We start from the raw sequence: 22,376 nt of genomic DNA, 5'->3' as shown, positions 1-22,376 counted from the left end.
GAAAAGGTGGTCGGAAGGACGCTCCGGATGGCGTAAGGTTGTGTTCACCGACGCGGGGTGGAGCAGCTCGGTAGCTCGCTGGGCTCATAACCCAGAGGTCGCAGGTTCAAATCCTGTCCCCGCTACTGAAGACGGTGGCCCGTCATTCGAGATCGCATCGAATGACGGGCCACCGTCGTTTTCCGGGCGTGATTCCGCCGCCGGAACCGCCCGCGGCCTGCGGTTTCGCCCGGCGGGGCCGCGGCAAGTCGCCGCGTCGGCCGTCCGCCCGCAGCATGGAAGTGCACGGCACCGGTGGTGGCCGTGGCCGTACGGCGGAAGCGGCGGGAGAGCCATGGCGGGGCGACAGCGGCACAGCACCTTCCGGACTCCGTGGTACCTGCGGCTGCTCCCTGCGGTGATGATCGTCGGCGGCGTGTTCTTCGACGCACTCAGCCCGCCCCGCTTCACCGCCGTGCCGCTCTTCGCGGCGGCGCCCCTGGTGGCGGGAGCTCTCACCTCCTGGGTGGTGACCCTGCTCACCGGCATCGCCGCGGTGGTGGCCACCGCCGGACTGCACGTCTACAACGAGGACGCCACCGAGATCACCTCCTTCACCGAGGTGACCACGGTGGCCACCGTGTCGGCCGTCGCGCTGCTGATCAACCGTGTCGTACGACTGGGCAGCGAGCGCCTGGCCTCGGCCCGGGTGATCGCCGAGGCCGCCCAGCGGGCCGTGCTGCCCGAGCCGCAGGACCGTATCGCCGGGCTCCATGTCGCCGCGCGGTACGAGGCCGCCCAGGCGGACGCGTTCATCGGCGGTGACCTCTTCGCCGTGCAGGACACCCCCTACGGGGTGCGGCTGATCGTGGGGGACGTCCGGGGCAAGGGCATGGAGGCGGTCTCGGCCGTGGCCGTGCTGCTCGGATCCTTCCGGGAGGCGGCCGAGCAGGAGAGCACCCTGGAGGCGGTGGCCCAGCGGCTGGAGCGGGCGCTGAAACGCGAGGGCGTACGGCGGCCGGGGCTGGACGCCTTCGAGGGCTTCACCACGGCCGTCATCGGCGAGATCCCGACTGTCCGGGAGGGCGGGCCGGACGGGGACGGGCAGTCGGTCAGGCTGGTGAACCGGGGCCACCCCGACCCCCTGCTGCTCCACGCGGACGGCGCGCTGGCGTCGCTGACCCCGACGGAGCCGGCGCTGCCGCTCGGGATGGGAGACCTGGGCGGCGGGCCGGACCGGGCGGACGAGTACGCGCTGCCGGCCGGTTCCACGCTGCTGCTCTACACCGACGGCCTCTCCGAGGCGCGTGACGCGCACGGGGTCTTCTACGACCCGCGCGAGCGGCTGCGCGGCCGTGTGTTCCCGGGGCCCGAGGAATTGCTGGACGCCCTGGTGGACGACGTGCGGCGCTACTCGGGAGGCGGGCCGTCCGACGACATGGCGCTGATGGCGGTGGCCCGCCCCGTCGCCGGGCAGCCGCACCGGCGCCGTACGGTCCCGGTCGTCCCCGCCGGCTGAGGCTGGTCCGGCCCGTCCGCACGGGCGGTGCCGTGCTCCTGGCCGGTCCTCGCCCGTACGAGGGCGAGGGCGAGGGCGGGCCCGGGAGCGGGCGGGCACCGTGCGTAATCGGGAAATGCCACTGCGCATAACATGTGACGCACCGTCAGGAACGGTGATCCATCTGAAGGGTGATCAAGTCGCCCGATTCCGGCTGCTTCTGTCCTGATAAGTCCTGGCCACAGTCGTTAACGATCAGTCGGAACAGCTTGGAATCCGGCCCCGCCGTCTATTAACGTTCGATAACGCAACGCGGTCGTCCCAGTCGTCGCCCATGACGGCACCGTATGCGCGCGCCGAATTCCGCAAGGGAACCGGGGAACCACCAATTGGGGTGAATCGGGCATCATCTGCCGCTCTGTGCGCGGCCGATGGCTCCCGTAGGAGACCTTCCTGCTCCGAACCCGTCAGCTAACCCGGTAGGCGAGAAGGAAGGAAAGGAGTACGCCTTCGTGGCGTCCAACATGCCTGCCCCCGAGGCCCCGTTCGCCCCTCCCTCTTTCGGCGGCGACGCCCCGGAGCGGTCGCGCGAGGAGTGGAATCCGACCGAGGAGTCCATCCGGCCCGTGCGCGGGCGGCACCGCGTGGCCAAGCAGCGGGGCGGACTCGCCCGCAGCTCCACCGTTCTCGGAGTCGGCGTCATCGCGGCCGTCGGCGCGGGTGGCATGGCCACCGCGCAGGACAAGCCCGCGGTGTCCATATCGCTTCCCGACTCCCTCACCGACCACCTTCCCGACGCCTCCTCCCTCCCGGGAGTGGGCTCGCTGATCTCCGGCGACGCGGACTCCGGCGACGGGACCGCGAACCACGCCCCGCTCACGGCGATGACCGCGGTCGCCGACAGCGGCGCGCAGTCCGGCGGCGAGCAGGCGGCCGGCGCGGGCGAGGCACTGCGCGCCCGGATCCTCCAGCAGGCCGAGCAGCAGCAGGCCGAGGCCGACGCCGAGCTCAAGGCGGCGGCGGAGAAGGCGGCCGCCGAGCAGGCGGCCGCCCAGGCCGCGAAGCAGCAGACGGCCGCCGAGGAGCAGGCGGCCGAGGAGAAGCGCAAGGCCGAGGAGGCCGCCAGGGCGAAGGCCGAGGCGGAGCGCCTCGCCAAGCTCGCCGCGAGCTGGTCGCTGCCCACGTCCTCGTACACGCTCACCTCCACCTACGGCGAGTCCGGTTCCATGTGGTCCTCCGGTCAGCACACCGGCCTGGACTTCGCGGCACCGACGGGTACCCCGGTCAAGGCCGTTCACACCGGCACCGTCACCTCGGCGGGCTGGTCCGGCTCGTACGGCTACCGCATCGTGCTGGAACTCGAGGACGGCACCGAGGTCTGGTACGCCCACCTGTCGTCGATGACCGCGAGCGCCGGCCAGAAGGTCACCACCGGCGAGACCATCGGCCGCGTCGGCGCCACGGGCAACGTCACCGGACCCCACCTGCACATGGAGGTCCACACCCCGGGCGGCTCCGGCATCGACCCGCTCGCCTGGCTGCGGGGCAAGGGCCTCACCGTCTGACCCTCCCCGCCACGCGGGCACGACCTCCCGACGGACCCCGCCGGTCCCGGCGCTCACCCCCCGACGCCTGGGCCGGCGGACCCGCGTGCGGTGCCGGGGAAGCCGATGGGCGTCGTCCGCCGCCGGAATAGCGGGGAGGGACCGGGCGGTTGACCGCTCATGACCTCTCTACGCACACTCGGCCGGTCCGGTCTCGACGTCTTCCCCCTCGCCCTCGGCGGCAACGTCTTCGGATGGACCGCCGACCGGGACCAGTCCTTCGCCGTCCTGGACGCGTACGCCGCCGCGGGCGGCAACTTCGTCGACACGGCCGACACCTACTCCTCCTGGGCGCCGGGCAACGAGGGCGGCGAGTCCGAGACCGTCATCGGCGAGTGGCTCGCCGCGCGCGGCAACCGGGCCGACGTCGTCGTCGCGACCAAGGTCGGTGCGCACCCGCGGTTCAAGGGCCTGAGCGCCACCACGATCAAGGCGGGGGCGGAGGAGTCCCTCCGGCGTCTGGGCACCGATCACATCGACCTGTACTACACCCACTTCGACGACCCGGCCGTCCCCGTCGAGGAGATCGTCGTCGCGCTCGACCAACTGGTGAAGGACGGCAAGGTCCGTGCCCTGGGCGCCTCCAACCTGAGCGCCGAGCGCCTGCGGGCGTCCCTCGACTTCGCCGAGAGCGAGGGCCTCACCGGCTACACCGTCCTCCAGCCCCACTACAACCTGGTGTCGCGGGACACCTACGAGGGCGCCCTCGCGGACGAGGCGGGCCGTGCCGGCCTCGCCGCCGTGCCCTACTACGCCCTCGCCTCCGGCTTCCTCACCGGCAAGTACCGTCCGGGCACCACCGTCGACAGCGCCCGGGCGCAGGGCGCCGGCAAGCACCTGGAGACCGGGCGGGGCCGCGGCGTCCTCGCCGCGCTCGACCGGATCGCCGGGGCCCGCGGGGCCGAGGTCGCCACGGTCGCCCTCGCGTGGCTGGCCGCACAGCCGACCGTCGTGGCGCCGATCGCCTCGGCGCGCACCGTGGAGCAGGTGCCGGCGCTGGTCGCGGTGGCCGGTCTGGAGCTGACGGCCGCGGAGCTGGACGAGCTGACGGCCGCGTCCGCGTAGCCCGCGTGGTCCGCCGCCGTCCCGCAGGTCCCGGCCGGTGCCGCCGTCCCGCGGGCGCCGTCGTCCCGGGGGCCGCGGCCGGCGCCGTCGTCAGGGAGTCGCGCGGTAGGGGTTGAACACGTCGTAGTCGCGGTGCGGCGGCGGCACCGCGACCCGGCCCGTCGCCCGGGCCGCGTACGTCAGCGACGGTGCGGCCACCTCCCTGCGGAGCCACAGGTGGTGCAGGAGTTCCCGCTCGCGCTCCACGAAGTCCGGGCCCGCCGTGCCGCGGTGGGCCCGGTGCCGCAGGAAGGCGAGCGAGGTCGCGTACGTCTCGTACTCGGAGACCGCGTGCGCCGCCGGACGCCCGTACGTGCGCCGGGCGAAGTCCCGGGCCAGGGTGCGGGCGCGCATCGACGACAGCGCCTGCGGCTCGGGCGTCGTCAGCCAGCCGGCCACCGCGTACGCCGGCAGCTGGGCGGAGATCGTGCGCAGCTCCCGCTGGCGCGTCCATATCGTCCACCAGGTCAGCAGCCCGAACGCGGGCACCATGAAGGCCGCGTACACCGCGTAGAAGCCCCACGGCCCGAAGAGCGTCGTCGATCCGTTCCACAGGGCGTGCATGCCCATGGCGAGCAGCAGCCCCAGCAGCGGCAGCAGGACGCGCCGTATCCGCCGGCGCCGCGGCCAGAGGGCGGCGATGCCGAAGCCGATGCCGGTGAGCACGGTGAAGAGCGGGTGCGCGAACGGCGACATCACGACGCGGACGAAGAACGTCGCCGCGGTCACCGAACCGAGGCCCGAGCTTCCGAACGCCTGGTCCTCACCGAAGGCGTTGCCCAGGTAGAGGATGTTCTCGGTGAAGGCGAAACCGGTGGCGGTGAAGCCGGCGACGACCACCCCGTCGACGATGCCGTGGAAGTCACGTCTGCGGAACAGGAAGATCAGCAGGATCGCGACGGCCTTGGCGGTCTCCTCCACGACCGGGGCTATCACGGTCGCGCCGAGGGTGTCGGCCGACGCCGGGTCGGCGGTCGCGGTGGCGATCCAGCGCGTCGCGAAGGAGTTGGCGAGGATCGCGACGAGCGCGGCGGCGAAGGCGCCCCAGCCGAAGGCGAACAGCAGATTCCGCCAGGGGCCCGGCTCGACCCGGTCCAGCCAGCGGAAGGCGGCGAGCAGCAGCGGCACCGGCAGCGTGGCGAGCCCGAGACCCACCAGGAAGCCGGGCGTGCCGGTCTGCTCACGGACCAGGGCCAGGATCACCAGGGCGCACAGGGCGAGCAGCAGGCACACCGCTCCCGCGCGGACCATCCTGCTGCGCCACAGCCGTGCGGCGTACGTGCGGCGGGAGCGGGCGGGCGCCGACGGCGCGTCCGGCTCACCGGTGTGCTCCGGCTCGCGCACCGGTATGGGGTACGGCGGGCCGGACGCCGTCGGCGGCTGCTGCGATGGTTCGGACACCCGACGACCCTAACGACAGCCACCGACACGGCGCGACGGTGCGCCCCCGCGCCGGACGGCCGCGGGCGGGCCGGTTCAGCGCTCCCGGAGCACCGCTCGTCCGTGCTCCCGGCCCTCCCGGCTCCGTGCTCCCGGTCCACCCGCCGCAGTCGGCTCCGTGCTCCCGGCCCTCCCGGCCCAGTGGGCTCAGTGCTCCCGGTCCACCCGGCGGAAGAGCAGGTCGTGCACGGTGTGCCCCTTGTCCAGGCCCTGGCCCTCGAAGCGGGTCAGCGGCCGGAAGGCGGGACGCGGCGCGTAACCGCCGCCGGCGACGGTGTTCTCGAAGTCGGGGTGCGCGCCGAGCACCTCCAGCATCTGCTCCGCGTACGGCTCCCAGTCCGTCGCGCAGTGCAGGACGGCGCCGGGTGCCAGGCGCCGGGCGGCCAGGGTCAGGAACTCCGGCTGGATCAGCCGCCGCTTGTGGTGCCGCTTCTTCGGCCAGGGGTCGGGGAAGTAGACCCGCATCCCGTGCAGGGAGTGCGGCGCCAGCATCTCGCGCAGCAGGATGATCGCGTCGCCGTTGGCCACCCGGACGTTGTCCAGGCCGTTCCGCTCGGCGAGGCCGAGAAGGTTGCCCTGGCCGGGGGTGTGCACATCGACGGCGAGGATGCCGGTCGCCGGGTCGTCGGCGGCCATCTGCGCGGTCGCCTCGCCCATGCCGAAACCGATCTCCAGGACGACCGGCAGCCCGCCGAACATCTCGTCGAGATCGAGGACCCGGCGCCCGTCGATGTCGAGCCCCCACACGGGCCACAGACGCTGGAGGGCGTCCTCCTGCCCGGTGGTCACCCGGCTCCGCCGCGGCTGGAAGCTGCGGATCCGCCGCTCGTGGTGCGATCCGGCGGGGTCGGCGGCGGGTCCGCCGGGGAATCGGGGCTCGCCCTTGGCGCGGATCATCGGCTGCGGGAGGGCGTCGGGGGTGGTGTTTCGGGACTCAGACACAGTGCCTCGATTCTACGAGGCCGCACCGGGTGGCCCGGGGCGCCGGCTCAGGGCCGTGCGCGGGCCGTGGTCTCCCCGGCCAGTGACGCCAGCACCCGCCGGGCCACCTCACGGCCGATCGGCAGGGAGGCGGTCGCCGCGGGGGAGGGCGCGTTCAGCACGTGCACCGTCCGCGGGGCCTCGCGGATCAGGAAGTCGTCGACCAGCGTCCCGTCCCGCAGGACCGCCTGGGCACGGACACCGGCGGGCGCCGGGCGCAGATCGTCCTCGGTGACCTGCGGCAGCAGCCGGCGCACCGCCTCGGTGAAGGCGCGCCGGGACAGCGAGCGGTGCAGCTCGCCCGCCCCGTACCGCCAGTGCCTGCGGGCGATCCGCCAGGAGCCGGGCCAGCGCAGGGTGGCGGCCAGCTCGGCGGGGCGGACCACCGACCAGCTGTAGCCCTCGCGGGCGAGGGCCGGGACCGCGTTCGGTCCGACGTGGACGCCACCGTCGACACCCCGGGTCAGGTGGACGCCGAGGAAGGGGAAGGCCGGGTCCGGCACCGGGTAGACCAGGCCGCGGACGAGGTCCGGCCTGGCCAGGTCGTAGTACTCGCCCCGGAAGGGGACGATCCGCATCTTCGGGTCGTCGCCCGCCAGACGCGCCACCCGGTCGCAGTGCAGCCCGGCGCAGTTCACGAGGGCCCGCGCCCGCACCACGGTCCCGGCCACCGTGCGCACGGCCACACCCCACGGCCGGCGGTCGATCGCGGCGACCTCCTCGCCGTAGCGCACATCGGCGTCCGCGGCCCGGGCGAGCTGTGCCGCCACCGCCCGGTAGTCGCAGATCCCGGTCGTCCCCACGTGGATCGCGGCCAGTCCGCGCACCTCGGGTTCGTACTCGCCGATCTGGGCCGCACCGAGCTCGCGCACCGGGATCCCGTTCTCACGGCCCCGCTGGACCAGGGCGTGCAGCCGCGGCAGCTCGTCCCGGCCGGTCGCCACGATGAGCTTGCCGGTGACCCGGTGGTCGATGCCGTACTCGGCGCAGAACTTGACCATCTCGGCCGCGCCGCGGACCGCGAACCGCGCCTTGAGGGAGCCGGGACGGTAGTAGATCCCGCTGTGGATCACCCCGCTGTTGCGCCCGGTCTGGTGACGGGCGGGCCCCGCCTCCTTCTCCAGCACCGTCACCCGGGTCCCGGGCGCCGAGCGCGTCAGCGCATACGCCGTGGACAGGCCGACGATCCCCCCGCCGATCACCAGCACGTCGCAGTCGAAGCTCCGCACGGATGCCATCACCGCGTCACCTCCCACCCCGATAGTGCACTGGCCCGCGGACCGCGCCCTCAAACCAGGTGTGCACCGTGTCATGCCGGGGCGGCCAGGAGCGGGCGTGCCCGCTCGCGCAGCTCCATCACCCGCGGCTCGTCGCCGTACGGCTCCAGGCGGTGCAGGAGATCGCGCACGTACTCGGTGGTGCGCGCCGACGAGATGCGTCCGGCGACCTCGACGGCGCGGGTGCCGGCGGCGCACGCCGCGTCCAGGTTGCCCGACTCCAGCTCGGCCACCGCGCTGACGATCAGCCGCAGCCCGTGCGAACGGACGAACTCCTCCGTCGGCCGCGACAGCGCCTGCTCGGTGAAGCGGCGCACCTGCCGCGGGGCCTTGAGGTCGCGGTAGCACTCGGCGGCGTCGGCGGCGAAGCGGTCGTACGAGTAGAAGCCGAGCCACGACGGGTCCGCGTCGCCCTCGCGGGAACGCTCCAGCCAGCCCTCAGCGGCCTTCAGCGCCTGCCCGGCGGCCGCCGCGTCGTTCGCCTTGGCGTGGGCTCGGGCCTCCACCAGCCGGAAGAAGCTCATGGTGCGGGCGGTGGCGAGGCCGCGGTTGCGCTCCAGCGCCGCCTGGGCGAGGTCCACGCCCTCGTCGGCGAAGCCCCGGTACGTCGCCTGGAGCGACATGGAGGCGAGCACGTATCCGCCGAGCGGGACGTCGGCCGCGGCGCGCGCCAGGCGCAGCGCCTGGATGTAGTAGCGCTGGGCGGCCTCCTGCTGACCGGTGTCGAACGCCATCCAGCCGGCCAGTCTGGTGAGTTCGGCGGTCGCGCCGAACAGGGCGCGTCCCACCTCGTCCGAGTAGGAGCCGAGCAGCAGCGGCGCGGCGTCCACCCGCAGGCACTCGGGCACCATCGACGAACGCCAGTCGCCACCGCCGTACTTGGAGTCCCAGCGGCGTGCGTCCTCGGCGGCCTCGCGCAGCTTGGTGACGTCGCTGTGGCCGACGCGCACCGCGGCGTCGTCACCCGGCGCCTCGGGCGCGGGCCCGGCGGCGCGGTCGGCCGGTTCCGCCGGCGGGGGAGCGACCAGCCGGGCGACGGTCGGGTCCGCCGGGGTTATCAGCCAGCGGGAGGCGGGCGTCGCGTACGCGCTCACGGCGAACGAACCCGCCAGCGACTGCCATATACCGCCGCCGCCCGTGCGTCGTCCCGCGAGATCCAGGCGGTACAGATCGGTGGCCGATTTCACCGCTTCGCCGACGTCGCGCGGAAAGGCGAGACCGACCTCCGGCGCCGGGTCGGCGTCGGCCAGACCGATCTCGTGGAGAGGCACCGGCCGGCCCAGCTTGGCGCCGATCGCGGCCGCGATGAGATGGGGTGCGGCGCCCTGCGGCACCATGCCCTTGGACACCCACCGGGCGACCGACGTCTTGTCGTACCGGAGGGTCAGACCGCGCTGCGCCCCGAGGTCGTTCACCCGCCGGGCGAGCCCGGCGTTGCTGATTCCCGCGAGGGCGAGAACGGTGCCGAGCTTTTCGTTCGGCCCGCGTTGCTCCCTGGACATGCGCCACCCCTCGACACGCAGACGGCTGCCGTGACACACGGGGCGCACGGCATTCGTGCTGTGTCCTCCCGGTTCGCACACCCCCCGTCCCGGCCGGTCCCGGCTGCAAAAGCATGTGGCCGGACCACCCGGAATATGCGCGCCCGCAGAGGACAGCAGTGAACACAGCGTAGTTCGCCACATCCCGACCGTTAAGAGGCGGCGTTCCCTATGGCGGGATTGTGGTGCGGCACCGTGGGCCGGATGCCGTGGCCGTGCTCCCGCCGTGTGGCCGTGCGCCTGTCCGTGCGCTCTGGCCGGTCCGTGACCGGGAGCGCTTCCATGGGTGCTGCGTGGGTCGGCCCACTGCGTACTGGAACCAGTGGGCTGGGGGACACTGCCGCCTCATTTCCCCGCGGGCGGCGGACCGGTCCGGGAGGCGAACTGCGCCTCCCGGGCTGGGTGTTGACCTTCGTACGCCGTTCAAGAATGGCTGAATGCCGACTGTCCCGAACGGCCCGCGGACGGTGTCCGCGACGGCGGGCGCGGTGTCCCGGCGACCGGGCGGAGCCGCTGAACGGCCACTGCCGGTGGCACGTTCACTTTTTGCGGGTGCTACCGAGGCCCGAGCCTGTGCGCCTCCTTCGTGGCAGCATGTTCCCGAACGGCTTCGGGAACACGGTGGAGGCGGGGATGCGGTGGCTGGTGGGGTGGAGCAGTATCGCCGCGCACTTCGGCACCGCCGGTGCCGTGTCCGGGCTTCCGGATCCCGACGGCGAGAACCTCACCGTCCACCCCGTGGGCGCCCAACTCCTGTGGGGTGACCCCGATCCGCTGTGGGCGGTGGGTGACTGGCGCCCCGACGAGGTGCGCGTCGTCACCGCCGAACCCGTCACCCGCCCCGTGCCCGGCGGTGGCGTGAATCCTCCGGCGGTCGCCCGGCTCGCCGTGCTCGGCTGCTGCGCCGCAAGCGACGAGCAGCTGCGCGTCGGGCTGTTCGCGGCGCGCGGCGGCGCACTGCGGCATCTCACCGCATGGGCGGGCAGTTACACCGTCGTCGTCCAGATCGGGCGCCGGATCACTGTTGTCGGCGATCTCGCGGGCGCCCGGCCCGTGTTCTACACCCCGTGGGCCCAGGGCACCGCGTACGCGACCGCCGCCCTGCCCCTCGCCGACCTGATCGAGGCCCAGCTCGACATCGGACACCTCGCCGCACTGCTCGCCTGCCCCGAGACGCCGGAGGCGCTGCGGGACTCCACCCCCTACGCCGGGGTCAGACGCATCCCCCCGGGGCACGCGCTGATCCTGCGCGAGGGCTCCCGGGAGATCACCGGGTACGAGCAGGTGGCCTCCCTCGCGGTGGCCGGGCCGCAGATCGACCCGGCGCAGGCGGTCGACGGCGTACGCGACGCCCTCGTCGAGGCCGTACGCGCCCGGCTGACCGCCCCCCGCCACGCACCCGAGACCCTGCCGCCCGACCCGGGGCCCGTGCCGGGCATGGGGCCCGCGGAACGCCGGGCCGCACGGGGCGCGCCCGCCCCCGGCATCGGCGCCGACCTCTCCGGCGGCAGCGCGTCCAGCACCCTCGCACTGCTCGCCGCCGGCCTGCCCGGGGTGCCGGGCACCGTGCTGGGCCACGGCACCGGCGCCGGGGAGCGCCTGGTCGCCGTCACCTTCAACGACCTCGCGACCACCGGCCGGGAGACCCGCGAACCGGAACTGGAACGCGCCCGCGTGATCGCCGCCAACCCCCGGCTGCACCATGTCGTGGTCGCGGCCGGCGAGGAGGCGCTCCCGTACGCGGGACTGGACACCGGGCCGCTGACCGACGAGCCCGCGCCGTCCCTGGTCACCGCCGAACGGCACCGCACCCGGCTCACGGCGGGCAGCGCCGACCACCTCACCGGCGCGGGCGCCCGGCAGGTGCTGGACGCCCATCCGGCCCGGCTCGCGGATCTGCTGATGGACCGGGGACGGCGTCATCTGCTGCGCCCGGTGAGCGCGATCGCCCGGGCGGACGGGACGTCGCCGCAGTCGCTGTTCGTTCCGCTGACCGTGTACCGGGCGGCCCGCCGCCTCGCCCGGACCCCGTACCGCACCGGCCTGGAGGCCGCCGCCGACCGGCTGCTGACCGCCAACCGCACGGGGGTCATCGGCCTGAACGGCGCGGTGGGCGCCTCGCTCGCCGCGTTGACCTGGGCGCGTCCGGGCCCGGCGGCCCGCTGGCTGACGGGGGAGGCGCTCGCCGAAGTATCGGTTCGTCTGACGGAGGCCGCGCACCGGCCCGCCACGGTCCTGCGCCCCGGCGAGGCCCGCGCCCGTGCCGCGCTCGCCCGGTACGCGGCCGACCACCGGATCCTGGAGCAGGCGGCCGAGATCCGCAGCCAGCGCATCCACGCCCCGTTCCTCGACAACCAGGTCGTCCGGGCCAGCCGGGCGCTGCCCCAGTCGCTGCGGGTGCAGCCGGGCGCGCGGGCGGACGTGCTGCGGACCGTGCTGGCGGGAGCCGGCATCCATGAACTCCCGCCGGGCTGGGGGGCCACGACCCACGCCTCCCAGGCGGCGGAGACCGCGGCACGCACCGGGCTGAGGGTGGCGCTGGACCATCTGATGGCCCTCTTCGACGCCCCGCTGCTGGCCGACGCGGGTCTGGTGGAGGCGCGCGTCGTCCGCAAGGCGCTGCGGGCGGCGTCCGAGGGCGAGCCCGTGCCGCTGGACGGGCTGGCCGATCTCGTCTCCACCGAACTGTGGCTGCGCAGGCTGCTGTCCCGCCGCGGCACCTGCTGGACCGGCACGGCGGCGCCCCGCCGCCGTGCGGTGGCCGGCGGCGTACCCAAGCGGCCGACCCTCCAGGCCTGAAGCGCGGCCGGCCGGGTCGGCGCGGCCGGAGCCTGTCCGGCGGCGGCCGCGGGGCGCCGGGCCCGCCGCCAGCGTGCCGCCCGGGTGGGGAGAGCCCCGCCCGCCCCGCGCCGCTTCGCGACCCGGCCCTACCGGCAGGTGATCTGCGACCGGGCCCAGTCGGCGAGGACCGCCGTGCCGAGGACGTCCTCCGGCTCCACGACCAGGCGCAGCGTCGTGCGGCCCGCGAGCGGTACCTGGACGGGGACGGCGGCGTCCCCCCGGGCCATCGCGGCGGACCGCCACAGGCGCACCCCGTCCGCGTAGACGGAGAACCGCACCGCCCGGCGGCCCAGCGTCAGGTCGTCCACGCCGACGAGCGCGTCGTAGCGGGTGCATGCGCGGTTGAGGTCGATGGTGACGGACGACCTGCCGTGCACCGTGATGCCCTGTGGGTGGCGGGTGCCGGCGATGGTGAGGCCCTGGCGCTGCCAGACCCAGCCACTCTCGCCGACCCGCACCTCGGGACCGGTCCCGTCGCCGAGGAACGAGTAGGCCAGGCTGCCGACCTGGTAGACCTCCCGTCCGGCGGGGCATCCTCCGGGGCCGCCGGCGGGGCGGCGGCGGAAGGCGTCGGCGCGCCCCTGAAGGCAGGGGTCGCGGCAGCCGTCGGCCTGGCGGCGGCCGCGGGCACGGCGGCCGGGGGCCGCGCCTGCGGCGCCGGCTCGGGGACCGGGTCGCCGGTGAGCGCCCACACCAGGCCCGCGGCCGCCGCCAGGCCGACGGCTGCCGCGACCCCTGCCTTCAGGGGCGCGCCGACGCCTTCCGCCGCCGCCCCGCCGGCGGCCCCGGAGGATGCCCCGCCGGACGCCCCCGCTCCTGCGGCGGCCGCCGCGGCCCCCGCGCCGGCGGCGCCCACGGCACCGCCGGCGACGACGCCCGCGGCCTTGAGCGAGTACCCGGCGGCGAACCAGCCGATGACGGCGACCGGCAGCAGCGCGGGGATGCCCGCGTTCACCTGGGCGAGTTCACCCGCGGCGAGGCGGCACTTGACGCACTCGTCGAGGTGCTTGCGCAGCCCCCGCTCCGCCCGCATGCGCAGCCCGCCGCGCGCATAGGCGCCCAGCCGGTCGGCGTACCGGGCGCAGTCGCCGCCGGACGTGAGCGCCGTGCTCACATGCGCCTGGAGATAGGCCTGCTTGAGCCCTTCGCGCGCCCGGCTGGCGAGGACCGCGGTGGCGTTGGCGGTCAGCCCGAAGAGCGGGGCCACCTCACTGGGCGACTCCTCCTCCACCGTCGTGTGCCACAGCACGGCCTGCCAGCGCTCCGGCAGGGACCGGAATGCCTGCAGGGCGAGTGACTGCTCCGCTTCGTGCATCGCCCTGACGTCCGCCCCGAGATCGAGCGTGTCGTCGGTGGCGACATCGGTACTGCGGGCTGCCTCCGCGGCGAACACCGCGAAGTCCTCGACGAGTTGTTCGCGCCGGGCCGTCTTCGCCCAGGAGGCGGCCACCCTGCGGACGGTGGTGAGCAGATACGCGCGCACCGCCTGTTCCGGGCCGGCGCCTCCGCGCACCGCCTGGAGCGTCCTGGCGAACACCTCCGCGGTGAGGTCGTCCGCGGTGTGGGCGTCGCGGCAGCAGGTGCGGGCGTACTTGCGCACCGGCTCCGAGTGGCGGCGGAACAGCTCCTCGTAGGCGCTGTCGTCGCCGTGCCGCATGTGCTGGATCAAGTCGGCGTCGGAGAGCGGAAGTTCCCTGGGCGGCGGCAGCAGTGACCCCGCCCCGGTGCCGCCCTCCCGCTGCTGGGGGACGGCGTGCGCGCCGCCCCCGAGGGCCGGCGGCGCTGCACCGGGCCCGGTGGGCCCGGGGCCCTGCGGGCCGCCGGACGGCCGCCGCGCTCCGGGCGCGCCGCCCCGCCCGCCCTGGCTCGGCACCTGCTCCCGAGGCCCTCCCGACGCATCGGGGACGCCCGCGCCCCCGTGTGACCCGTCCCGCCCGTCACCGCTCATCGCGGAAGCCCCCGTCAGCACCTCTGACCCGATCAACCGAGCCAGCGTGCCACAGAGCGGCTGTGCGTCGAACCCCCGTGAACGTCAACCACTCGTCCGGGGAGACTTCCGGGAAACGGGTCGCGCGGCGTCACCCGGCAGGGCAGAGTTCGTCCACCCGTACGAAAGGGTTCGGTTGACGCGCCGGGGCGCCCGGGCACCCGCAGAGGCTCGGCGTCCCCGAGCCTCCCGGCAGCGGGAGGCCCCCGGCGCCGTGACGCCGTCGCTGCCGGCGGCCGGCCGCCTCCGGCCGGCCCGGTGGGCCGGCGATCACGCCGCGCACTCCCGCCGGTCACCGCCACCGGCCGGCATCGCTCACCGCCGTCGGCAGCCGCCGACCGCCTCCGGTCGGCACCGATCGCCCGCCGTGGACCGCCGCCGCGCACCACCGTCCGCAGGCAGTGGTCACCGCCGTCCGCCGCCGGTCAGCCCGAGCGCGGACGCAGGCCCTCCAGCAGGATGTCCAGCAGCCGGGAGGACGCCGCCTCCTGCTGCGCCGGGTCGGGCAGCGACGGCGCGGCCGTGGCTATCACCAGCAGCACATCGGCCACTGTCACGTCCCCGCGCAGCTCGCCCGCCGCCCGCGCCCGGGCGACCAGCCGCCCGACCACGTCCAGCAGTTCCGCCACACCGGTGTCGTCGTCCTGCTCCTCCGCCGGCACCGGACGCGGGCCGACCACCCGCAGCCCGCCCGTGCCGAAGGCCCGCTGGTGCGGGACCCGTACCTCGCCCTGGGGCTCCTCCGCCGGTTCGTCGGCGGCCGCCCGCACCGGGGCCTCCGCCGTCTCCTCGCCCTCCACGCCGACGCGCAGCACCTGGGGCGGCAGCAGCCGCCCGGCGCCCGACGCCACGGACGTGCGCAGGAAGCGGGAGAGCGCGGACCACGGCTCCTCCTCCTGCCCCAGGGCCGTGCGCGCCTGCTCGGTGAGCCGGGCGGTCTCCTCCGCGGCTATCCGGCGGACCAGCACGTCCTTGCTGGGGAAGCGGCGGTACACCGTTCCGACGCCGACGCGGGCGCGGCGTGCCACGTCCTCCATCGGAGCCCCGTACCCCAGCTCGCCGAACACCTCGCGCGCGGCACGCAGGACGTGCTCCAGATTGCGCTGGGCATCCACCCGCAGCGGTGCGGAGCGGCTGGTCCCGCCCTGTCCCGCGGCCGGTCCGTGTCCATTGCCGTCGACGGCCGGCGCCGGCGCGACAGCGGTCTGCCAATGCGAATCCTGAATGTGCATAAGCGTTCCCCCGGTCATGTCGTCTCCCCCCGGAGACATCCCCGCCCTGGTCCGTCGGGCATGCCGCATCCGGCACCCCGACCGGCTAAGAACATAGTTGAGCCGGAGTCAATTCAGAAGGGGGTACTTCGCACGGAGCGCCCCCCGATCGGAGCAAGGACCGGATCGTCCCCCCTTCCGCCGTTGCCGCGCCCTGCCCGCGCCCGCCCTGACCTGCACGGCTTCCGAAATGACCCGAGGCGTTCCGCGCCCCGCCGCTCCATTTCTTCCGGTCACACAATCGGCCGGGCCTGTGGACAAACGACTGAGGCCGTTGCCTCATGGGACGGTGAAGGCTGCAAACACCCGGGACACGACCTCAGGCACCCCGCCGCGCACCCGCATTCTGGTCGTCGGCGGCGGCTACGTCGGGATGTACACCGCGCTGCGCCTCCAGCGGAAGCTGAAGCCCGAGCTCGACAGAGGCGACGCCGAGATCGTCGTCGTCACCCCCGACCCCTACATGACCTACCAGCCCTTCCTCCCCGAGGCCGCGGCCGGTTCGATCTCCCCGCGCCATGTGGTGGTCCCCCTGAGGCGTGTCCTGGACCGGTGCACGATCCTCATCGGCGAGGCGAGGTCCGTCGACCACGCCAAGCGCACCGCGACCGTCGTCACCCTCGCCACCGAGGAGGAGGGCGCCGGAGCCGTCGAGATCGTCTACGACGAGCTGGTCCTCGCCCCCGGCTCGGTCTCCCGCACCCTTCCCGTCCCCGGCCTCGCCGACTTCGGCATCGGTTTCAAGACAGTCGAAGAGGCCATCGGGCTGCGCAACCACGTCATCGAGCAGATGGACATCGCCTCCTCCACCCGCGACCCCGCGATCCGCGACGCGGCCCTGACCTTCGTCTTCGTCGGCGGCGGATACGCGGGCGTCGAGGCGCTCGCCGAACTGGAGGACATGGCCCGCTACACCTCGCGGTACTACCACAACGTGCAGCCCGAGGACCTGAAATGGATCCTCGTCGAGGCCGCCGGCCGCATCCTCCCCGAGGTCGGCGAGGACATGGGCCGGTACGCCGTCCGCGAGCTGCGCGCACGCAACATCGACGTACGGCTGGAGACCCGCCTGGAGTCGTGCGAGGACCGCGTCGCCGTCCTCAGCGACGGCTCACGCTTCCCGACCAGGACCCTGGTGTGGACGGCGGGCGTCAAACCGGCCCCCGTGCTGGCGGCCTCCGACCTCCCCCTCGACGACCGCGGCCGCCTGGTGTGCACCGCGCGGCTGTCCGTCGAGGGTGCCGACCACGCATGGGCCGCGGGTGACGCCGCCGCCGTCCCCGACGTCACCTCCGACGTGCCGGGCGCCCTGTGCGCCCCCAACGCCCAGCACGCCGTGCGCCAGACCAAGGTGCTCGCGGAGAACATCGTCGCGGCCCTGCACGGCCGGCCGCTCACCGAGTACGCGCACAGCTACGCGGGCTCGGTCGCCTCGCTCGGTCTGCACAAGGGCGTCGCCCACGTCTACGGCCGCAAGCTCAAGGGCTACCCGGCCTGGCTGATGCACCGCGCGTACCACCTCAGCCGGGTCCCCACCTTCAACCGCAAGGCGCGCGTGCTCGCCGAGTGGACCCTGTCCGGACTGTTCAAGCGTGAGATCGTCTCCCTCGGCTCCCTCGAACACCCCCGGGCCGAGTTCGAGGTCGCCGCGGGCGGCGGACCGCCGGGCCACGGCGGCTCCACCGCACGCGCCCGGCCCGGAGCGGCCACGGGAACACCCCCGGCCGGCACGCCGGGAGCCCTCGACGCCCCGGAGGCGGGTCCCGGTGAGGAGCCCCCGCGCACCGGCCGCGACGAGTCCGCCGACAGCTCACCGGACAGCTGACGGCGGCGGCCAGGCACCGACGGCGCAACGCCGGGGCCACGGGCGCAAAGACGACTGTCAGTCCGGACGGCCACACTGGACGTGTGACCATAGGTGGGCTCACACCTGCACAGAGTGACCCTTGGCAACCATCCCATTGAGGCTAGAAAGTCAGTGAACTTCACGCGTTGGAGCGCAAGGCTCCCCGGTACGCAGCGCCGCGCCGCAGCGCGAGGGACGGACCGCGGCCTCACACCGGTGCAGCGGGGCGAGAGCTCCGTGCCTGCGGCCCGCGGCGGGTCCGGGCGGCACCCGGACACCGCGCCGGCCGGCCTCCCCGCCCTGGAGGACTTCGCCCTCCCGGAGATCCTCGGCAGCCTCCCCGCCCTGGTCGCCCTCGTGCACGGCCCCGAGCACCGCGTCGTGTACGTCAACGACGCCTACGCCGCCGCCTTCGGTCACCGCCCGCCCGGCACACCCGCCGCCGAGACCTGCCCCGAACTCGCCGAGCTCGGCCTGCTCCCGCTCATGGAGCAGGTGCTGCGCAGCGGCAAGCCGCGCACGGTCAAGTCCCGCCGCATCCAGAGCGGGCCCGGCGGGCGCGGGGACGGCTCCTACACGGTGACGTGCCTGCCGGCCGGCCGCGGCGACGGCGGCGAGGAGACGGAGGGCGTCCTCGTCTTCGCCGCCGACGTCACCGACCACGCCGACGCCGCCGAGCGGCTGCGCGCCAGCGAACGCCGGCACCGCGAGACGGCGGTCACCCTCCAGCGCTCCCTGCTGCCCCAGGAGCTGGAGCAGCCCGACGACCTGCGGTTCGCCGCGACCTACCAGCCGGGCGGCACGGACGCCGCCGTCGGCGGCGACTGGTACGACGTGATCACCCTCGGCGGAGGCCGCACCGCTGTCGTCATCGGGGACGTGATGGGCCGCGGTGTGCGCGCCGCCGCGGTCATGGGCCAGCTGCGCACGGCCGTGCGCGCGTACGCCCGGCTCGACCTGCCGCCCCACGAGGTGCTGCAGCTGCTCGACGGGCTCGCCTCCGAGATCGACGCCAGCCAGATCGCGACCTGTGTGTACGCCGTCCACGACCCGACGGACGGCCGACTGGTGTACGCGTCGGCCGGCCATCTGCCGATCCTGGTGCGCGACGAGGACGGCACGGTCCGCCGGGCCGAGGAGCCGACCGGACCCCCGCTCGGCACCGGCGGCTGGCTGCACACCTCGGGCAGCATCGACCTGCCGCCCGGTTCGACTGCCGTCCTCTACACCGACGGACTGGTGGAGCGACGGCGGGAGGACATCGACGAAGGGCTGGCGGCTCTGGAGCGCGCGCTGGCCGGCGCCACCGGGACGCCCCAGGTGGTGTGCGACCGGCTGATCCGCTCCCTGGGCGTGACGGCGGAGCACGACGACGACGTGGCCGTCCTGGTGCTCCAGCATCCGACGCGCACGGGCGCGGCCGCGGAGCTGTTCCACAATGCCGCGCTGGATCTGCTCGGCGGGACGGAGGCGGCGCCGCGCGCCCGGGCGTTCGCCTCGGGGGTGCTCGCGTCGTGGCGGTTCTCGCCCGAGCTGCACGACCTCGGGGTGCTGGCCGTCAGCGAACTGGTCGCCAACTCCCTCCAGCACGGCACCCCGCCGATGCGCCTGCGGCTGCGCCGCACCGACCGGCGGCTGATCGTCGAGGTGACGGACGGCGACGAGCATCTGCCGCGCCGCCGCAGGGCCGAGACGGAGGACGAGGCGGGCCGCGGGATCTCGATCATCGCGACGATCGCCTCGTCCTGGGGGTCCCGCCGCACTCCGGGCGGCGGGAAAGCGGTGTGGTGCGAGTTCGCCCTGCCCGACTGAGATCGCGCACCGCCGGACCGGGCGCACCCGGTCCGGCGAGCGGTCAGCGGGCGGCGGCCACCGTCTCGGCGTCCGCGGGCTGCGGCATGTGGACGGTGACGACCCGGGTCCTCGCCGCGAGCGACGGACGGTCCTGCACCGGGGTGAGCCGCTTGCCGAGCCGCAGCGCCAGCACGGTGACGGCGAGCGAGAACAGCACGAAGGTGATGATGTAGGGCCCGTGCAGTGCGGCGCCCATGGGGCCGCCCACGGCCGGCCCGACGGCCAGCGCCAGCTGCTTGACCAGGGCGAACGCCGAGTTGTACTGCCCGACCATCGACTCGGGGGCCAGGTCGGCCACCAGCGGTGCGACGGTCGGTGACAGCATCGCCTCACCGAGCCCGAAGAGGGCGTACGTGGAGATGAACGCGGCCGTCGCCATCGCCTGGCTGCCGTGGCCGAGGCCGGCGTATCCGGCGGCGATCCAGGCGACCGCCCAGATGAGGCCGACCGCGGCGATCACCCTGGTGCGGCTGCGGCGCTCCACGAACCGCAGCACGAGGAACTGCGCCGCCACGATCACCGCGGTGTTCGCGGCCAGCGCGGTGCCCAGGGTGGACGGCTCGATCCCGGCGGCCTCGGTGCCGTACGCGGCCAGCCCGGACTCGAACTGTCCGTAGCAGGCGAAGAAGAGGACGAAGCCGAGGACGAGCAGCTGCACCATGGCCCGGTGGCCGAGCAGTGCACGCATGCCGCCCTTCGCCCCGGCCTCCGCGGGGGTGCCGTGCACGCCGGACGGTGCGGGGAGCCGGACGGTGAGCGCGACGGCGGCGAGGACCAGGAACATCACCGACTCGATGGTGAAGAGCAGGGTGAAGCTGCCGGGCCGGCTCTCGTCGACGATGTGACCGCCGATGAGACCGCCGATGCCCAGGCCCAGGTTCTGGAGGAAGAACTGCGTGGCGAAGGCGCGGGTACGGGTGGTGGCCTCCGAGCTCCAGACGATCATGGTCGCCAGCGCGGGCTGCATGACGGCCGTGCCGGCGCCGAGGACGGCGGCGGAGGCCACGACGGCGGGGACGCTCCCGGCCAGCCCCATGCCGGCGGCACCGGCCGACGCCAGCACTGCGGCCCCCACCAACACGGGCAGCGGCCCCCGCCGGTCGATCACCCGCCCGGTGAACGGCAGGACGACGAGCGCGGCCATCGCGAACACCGCGAGCACCACGCCCGCAGTGCCCGCGCCGAGGTCCCGCACCTGTGCCACATAGACATAGAGGTACGGAACCGTGAAGCCGAGCCCGAACGCGCTCAGCGCGTTCCCCGCCTGGATCCGGCGCATCGCCGCGCCCTTCGCCCTGGTCACACTCACCCACTTCGCAGATCTGGGGTCCGGCGCGCCTGGGGCGGGCCGGACCCGGAGTACTGAAGCATCAAGACTTCAACAGTAAAGTTCGAAGGTCAACAGTACACACTCAAGGACTTCAATGCCAACGTGAACCGTGCGATACTTCGGCGCATGCCTACCGAGACCCCCGAGGCCTCCGCGTCCGGGCCCCAGGAGCCGACCCTCGACGAACAGATCGCCGCCTATCAGCGCGAGTTCGGCGACCTCGACCCGCAGGTCGAGAAGGTGGTCTCCGCACTGGGACGCCTGAACCGCCGTATGAACGTGGCCTACGGGCGGCAGCTGGCGGATCTCGGCATCAGCAACGCCGAGTGGGAGGTCCTCAAGACCCTCGTCCTCTCCGGCGCCCCCTACCGGCTGGGCCCCGGGGAGCTGGCGAAGCGGCTCGGCCTCACCCCGGCCGCGATGACCCACCGGATCGACCGCATGGCCGGAGACGGTCTGGTCACCCGCGACCGCGACGAGAACAACCGGGTGCGCGTGATCGTGGAGGTCACCGACGAGGGCCGCACCAAGTGGCTCGAGGCGATGCGGATGGCGACCACCTTCGAGGAGGACCTCCTCCAGGACCTGGCCGCCGAGGAGCGCGCCCTGCTCGGGGAACTGCTCATCCGCGTCCTGCGCCGGGTGGAGCACGACCAGCCGGACGCCGGCGGGCGGCTCACCGACCTCGACTGAGGGCCCGACGTTTGGATCGGGGCGTCCGGGCCACCCGGGACGGACGCGTTCACCCGACTGCCAAGGGGGCTTGACACAGGCGAAACGGATCCGTAAGGTTCTTCGAGTTGTCGCGGAGCCGTAACGGTTCCTCGACGGCCATCCAGCCGCTGATGCGGCACCAACCTCAGCACGGACTCCCGGTCGGGATTTATTTCGGCATGCCGAAATCCATTTCGAATGACTCGATTATGAGTCGCCCGGAGAATCCGCTAGAGTTTGGACGTCGGAACGGCCCAACAGCCGGGAAGACAGAGCCCCCTGACTGGGAATCAGGCCCGAAAGAGTCTGATAGAGTCGGAACCGCCGGAAGGGCCGAAAAGCCCGGAAAGCACCGAGGAAATCGGGTCGGAAAGATCTGATAGAGTCGGAGACGCAAGACCGAAGGGAAGCGCCCGGAGGAAAGCCCGAAAGGGTGAGTACAAAGGAAGCGTCCGTTCCTTGAGAACTCAACAGCGTGCCAAAAATCAACGCCAGATATGTTGATACCCCGTCCATCCGGTTCGGATGGTCGAGGTTCCTTTGAAAAAGACCTGTCCGGTCCTCCTTGTGARGKTGCGGGCAGGCGACACAGCGAGGACGCTGTGAACGGTGGGGCTTATTCCGCCCGACCGTTCCGCTCTAAGTGGTGTTCAACCGGATTACCGGTAGACATTCATGGAGAGTTTGATCCTGGCTCAGGACGAACGCTGGCGGCGTGCTTAACACATGCAAGTCGAACGATGAAGCCCTTCGGGGTGGATTAGTGGCGAACGGGTGAGTAACACGTGGGCAATCTGCCCTGCACTCTGGGACAAGCCCTGGAAACGGGGTCTAATACCGGATAACACCCGCCGAGGCATCTCGGTGGGTTAACCGGTCGTGTCGCCGGTCGTGTCGTGTACGGCGACGCGGCCACCCGGCGCCCCGCCGCCGTCCAGGCACTCCTCGACGCCGAGGGTCCGGCGCTCGTCGTCACCTCCGACCCCTCGGTGTGGGCCGCGACCAAGGACGCACGCGCCAAGCTCGGCCCGGCCGGGCCGGATGCTCCCTGGGCGGGGTCGGTCCCTCCGGTGCCGACGGGTTCGGCCGGGAGGCCGTACGGCCCGCCG

Annotated in this window: 13 protein-coding genes, 1 tRNA gene, 1 pseudogene, 1 riboswitch and 1 other annotated feature; of the genes and pseudogenes, 8 read left to right on the top strand and 7 right to left on the bottom strand. The window is 73.8% G+C overall.

What is annotated here, in order from left to right; genetic code table 11:
* Positions 1 to 51: 51 nt before the first annotated feature.
* From EAO77_RS06435 to EAO77_RS06420, 4 genes are all read left to right on the top strand, one after another.
* Positions 52 to 125, top strand: a tRNA-Met gene (locus EAO77_RS06435).
* A gap of 209 nt (positions 126 to 334) precedes the next feature.
* Positions 335 to 1,498: a PP2C family protein-serine/threonine phosphatase gene (locus EAO77_RS06430; protein WP_147987109.1), complete on the top strand. Its 1,164-nt coding sequence runs from the start codon at positions 335 to 337 to the stop codon at positions 1,496 to 1,498.
* A 323-nt stretch (positions 1,499 to 1,821) separates the two neighbouring features.
* Positions 1,822 to 1,978: riboswitch (cyclic di-AMP (ydaO/yuaA leader) on the top strand.
* 11 nt (positions 1,979 to 1,989) lie between these two features.
* Positions 1,990 to 3,042, top strand: a complete 1,053-nt coding sequence (locus EAO77_RS06425) for a M23 family metallopeptidase (protein WP_147987108.1) — start codon at positions 1,990 to 1,992, stop codon at positions 3,040 to 3,042.
* Between the two features lie 159 nt (positions 3,043 to 3,201).
* Positions 3,202 to 4,146 (top strand): aldo/keto reductase, encoded by a 945-nt coding sequence (locus tag EAO77_RS06420; RefSeq protein ID WP_147987107.1) that lies wholly within the window; start codon positions 3,202 to 3,204, stop codon positions 4,144 to 4,146.
* Between the two features lie 90 nt (positions 4,147 to 4,236).
* Here the strand turns inward: EAO77_RS06420 and EAO77_RS06415 are convergent, their stop codons facing one another.
* From EAO77_RS06415 to EAO77_RS06400, 4 genes are all read right to left on the bottom strand, one after another.
* Complete coding sequence (locus EAO77_RS06415; RefSeq protein WP_410088521.1) at positions 4,237 to 5,529, bottom strand: PrsW family intramembrane metalloprotease; 1,293 nt, start codon at positions 5,527 to 5,529, stop codon at positions 4,237 to 4,239.
* 243 nt (positions 5,530 to 5,772) lie between these two features.
* Positions 5,773 to 6,522, bottom strand: a complete 750-nt coding sequence (gene trmB, locus EAO77_RS06410) for a tRNA (guanosine(46)-N7)-methyltransferase TrmB (protein ID WP_261993965.1) — start codon at positions 6,520 to 6,522, stop codon at positions 5,773 to 5,775.
* A gap of 92 nt (positions 6,523 to 6,614) precedes the next feature.
* Positions 6,615 to 7,844, bottom strand: coding sequence for an L-2-hydroxyglutarate oxidase (gene lhgO, locus EAO77_RS06405; protein ID WP_147987105.1), 1,230 nt, complete (start codon positions 7,842 to 7,844; stop codon positions 6,615 to 6,617).
* Between the two features lie 71 nt (positions 7,845 to 7,915).
* Positions 7,916 to 9,385 (bottom strand): MFS transporter, encoded by a 1,470-nt coding sequence (locus tag EAO77_RS06400; RefSeq protein ID WP_147987104.1) that lies wholly within the window; start codon positions 9,383 to 9,385, stop codon positions 7,916 to 7,918.
* A 672-nt stretch (positions 9,386 to 10,057) separates the two neighbouring features.
* Between EAO77_RS06400 and EAO77_RS06395 the strand changes: the two genes are divergently transcribed.
* Positions 10,058 to 12,223: an asparagine synthase-related protein gene (locus EAO77_RS06395; RefSeq protein ID WP_147988986.1), complete on the top strand. Its 2,166-nt coding sequence runs from the start codon at positions 10,058 to 10,060 to the stop codon at positions 12,221 to 12,223.
* A 128-nt stretch (positions 12,224 to 12,351) separates the two neighbouring features.
* Here the strand turns inward: EAO77_RS06395 and EAO77_RS06390 are convergent.
* Both EAO77_RS06390 and EAO77_RS06385 read right to left on the bottom strand, forming a co-directional pair.
* A pseudogene (locus tag EAO77_RS06390) lies at positions 12,352 to 14,213 on the bottom strand (sigma-70 family RNA polymerase sigma factor).
* 464 nt (positions 14,214 to 14,677) lie between these two features.
* On the bottom strand, positions 14,678 to 15,484 hold the full coding sequence (locus EAO77_RS06385; RefSeq protein ID WP_147987103.1) for a TetR/AcrR family transcriptional regulator: 807 nt from the start codon (positions 15,482 to 15,484) through the stop codon (positions 14,678 to 14,680).
* Between the two features lie 412 nt (positions 15,485 to 15,896).
* Here EAO77_RS06385 and EAO77_RS06380 point away from each other — a divergent pair, with 412 nt between their 5' ends.
* Together EAO77_RS06380 and EAO77_RS06375 are read left to right on the top strand one after the other, a co-directional pair.
* Positions 15,897 to 17,348, top strand: coding sequence for an NAD(P)/FAD-dependent oxidoreductase (locus tag EAO77_RS06380; protein ID WP_410088519.1), 1,452 nt, complete (start codon positions 15,897 to 15,899; stop codon positions 17,346 to 17,348).
* Positions 17,349 to 17,501: 153 nt separating this feature from the next.
* Positions 17,502 to 19,181 carry a SpoIIE family protein phosphatase gene (locus EAO77_RS06375; protein WP_147987101.1) on the top strand — a complete coding sequence of 560 codons (1,680 nt, stop codon included), beginning with the start codon at positions 17,502 to 17,504 and terminating at the stop codon, positions 19,179 to 19,181.
* Between the two features lie 43 nt (positions 19,182 to 19,224).
* On the opposite strand, the gene EAO77_RS06370 is transcribed toward EAO77_RS06375, so the two are convergent.
* Complete coding sequence (locus tag EAO77_RS06370) at positions 19,225 to 20,526, bottom strand: MFS transporter (protein ID WP_147987100.1); 1,302 nt, start codon at positions 20,524 to 20,526, stop codon at positions 19,225 to 19,227.
* 153 nt (positions 20,527 to 20,679) lie between these two features.
* Between EAO77_RS06370 and EAO77_RS06365 the strand changes: the two genes are divergently transcribed.
* Positions 20,680 to 21,246, top strand: a complete 567-nt coding sequence (locus EAO77_RS06365) for a MarR family winged helix-turn-helix transcriptional regulator (RefSeq protein WP_147987099.1) — start codon at positions 20,680 to 20,682, stop codon at positions 21,244 to 21,246.
* Positions 21,247 to 21,985: 739 nt separating this feature from the next.
* Positions 21,986 to 22,261, top strand: a sequence feature (16S ribosomal RNA rRNA prediction is too short).
* The last annotated feature ends 115 nt before the right edge of the window (positions 22,262 to 22,376 follow it).

Source organism: Streptomyces sp. T39 (genome assembly GCF_008042045.1).
Classification (GTDB): Bacteria; Actinomycetota; Actinomycetes; order Streptomycetales; family Streptomycetaceae; genus Streptomyces.
This window is presented reverse-complemented; position numbering and strand designations above follow the sequence as displayed.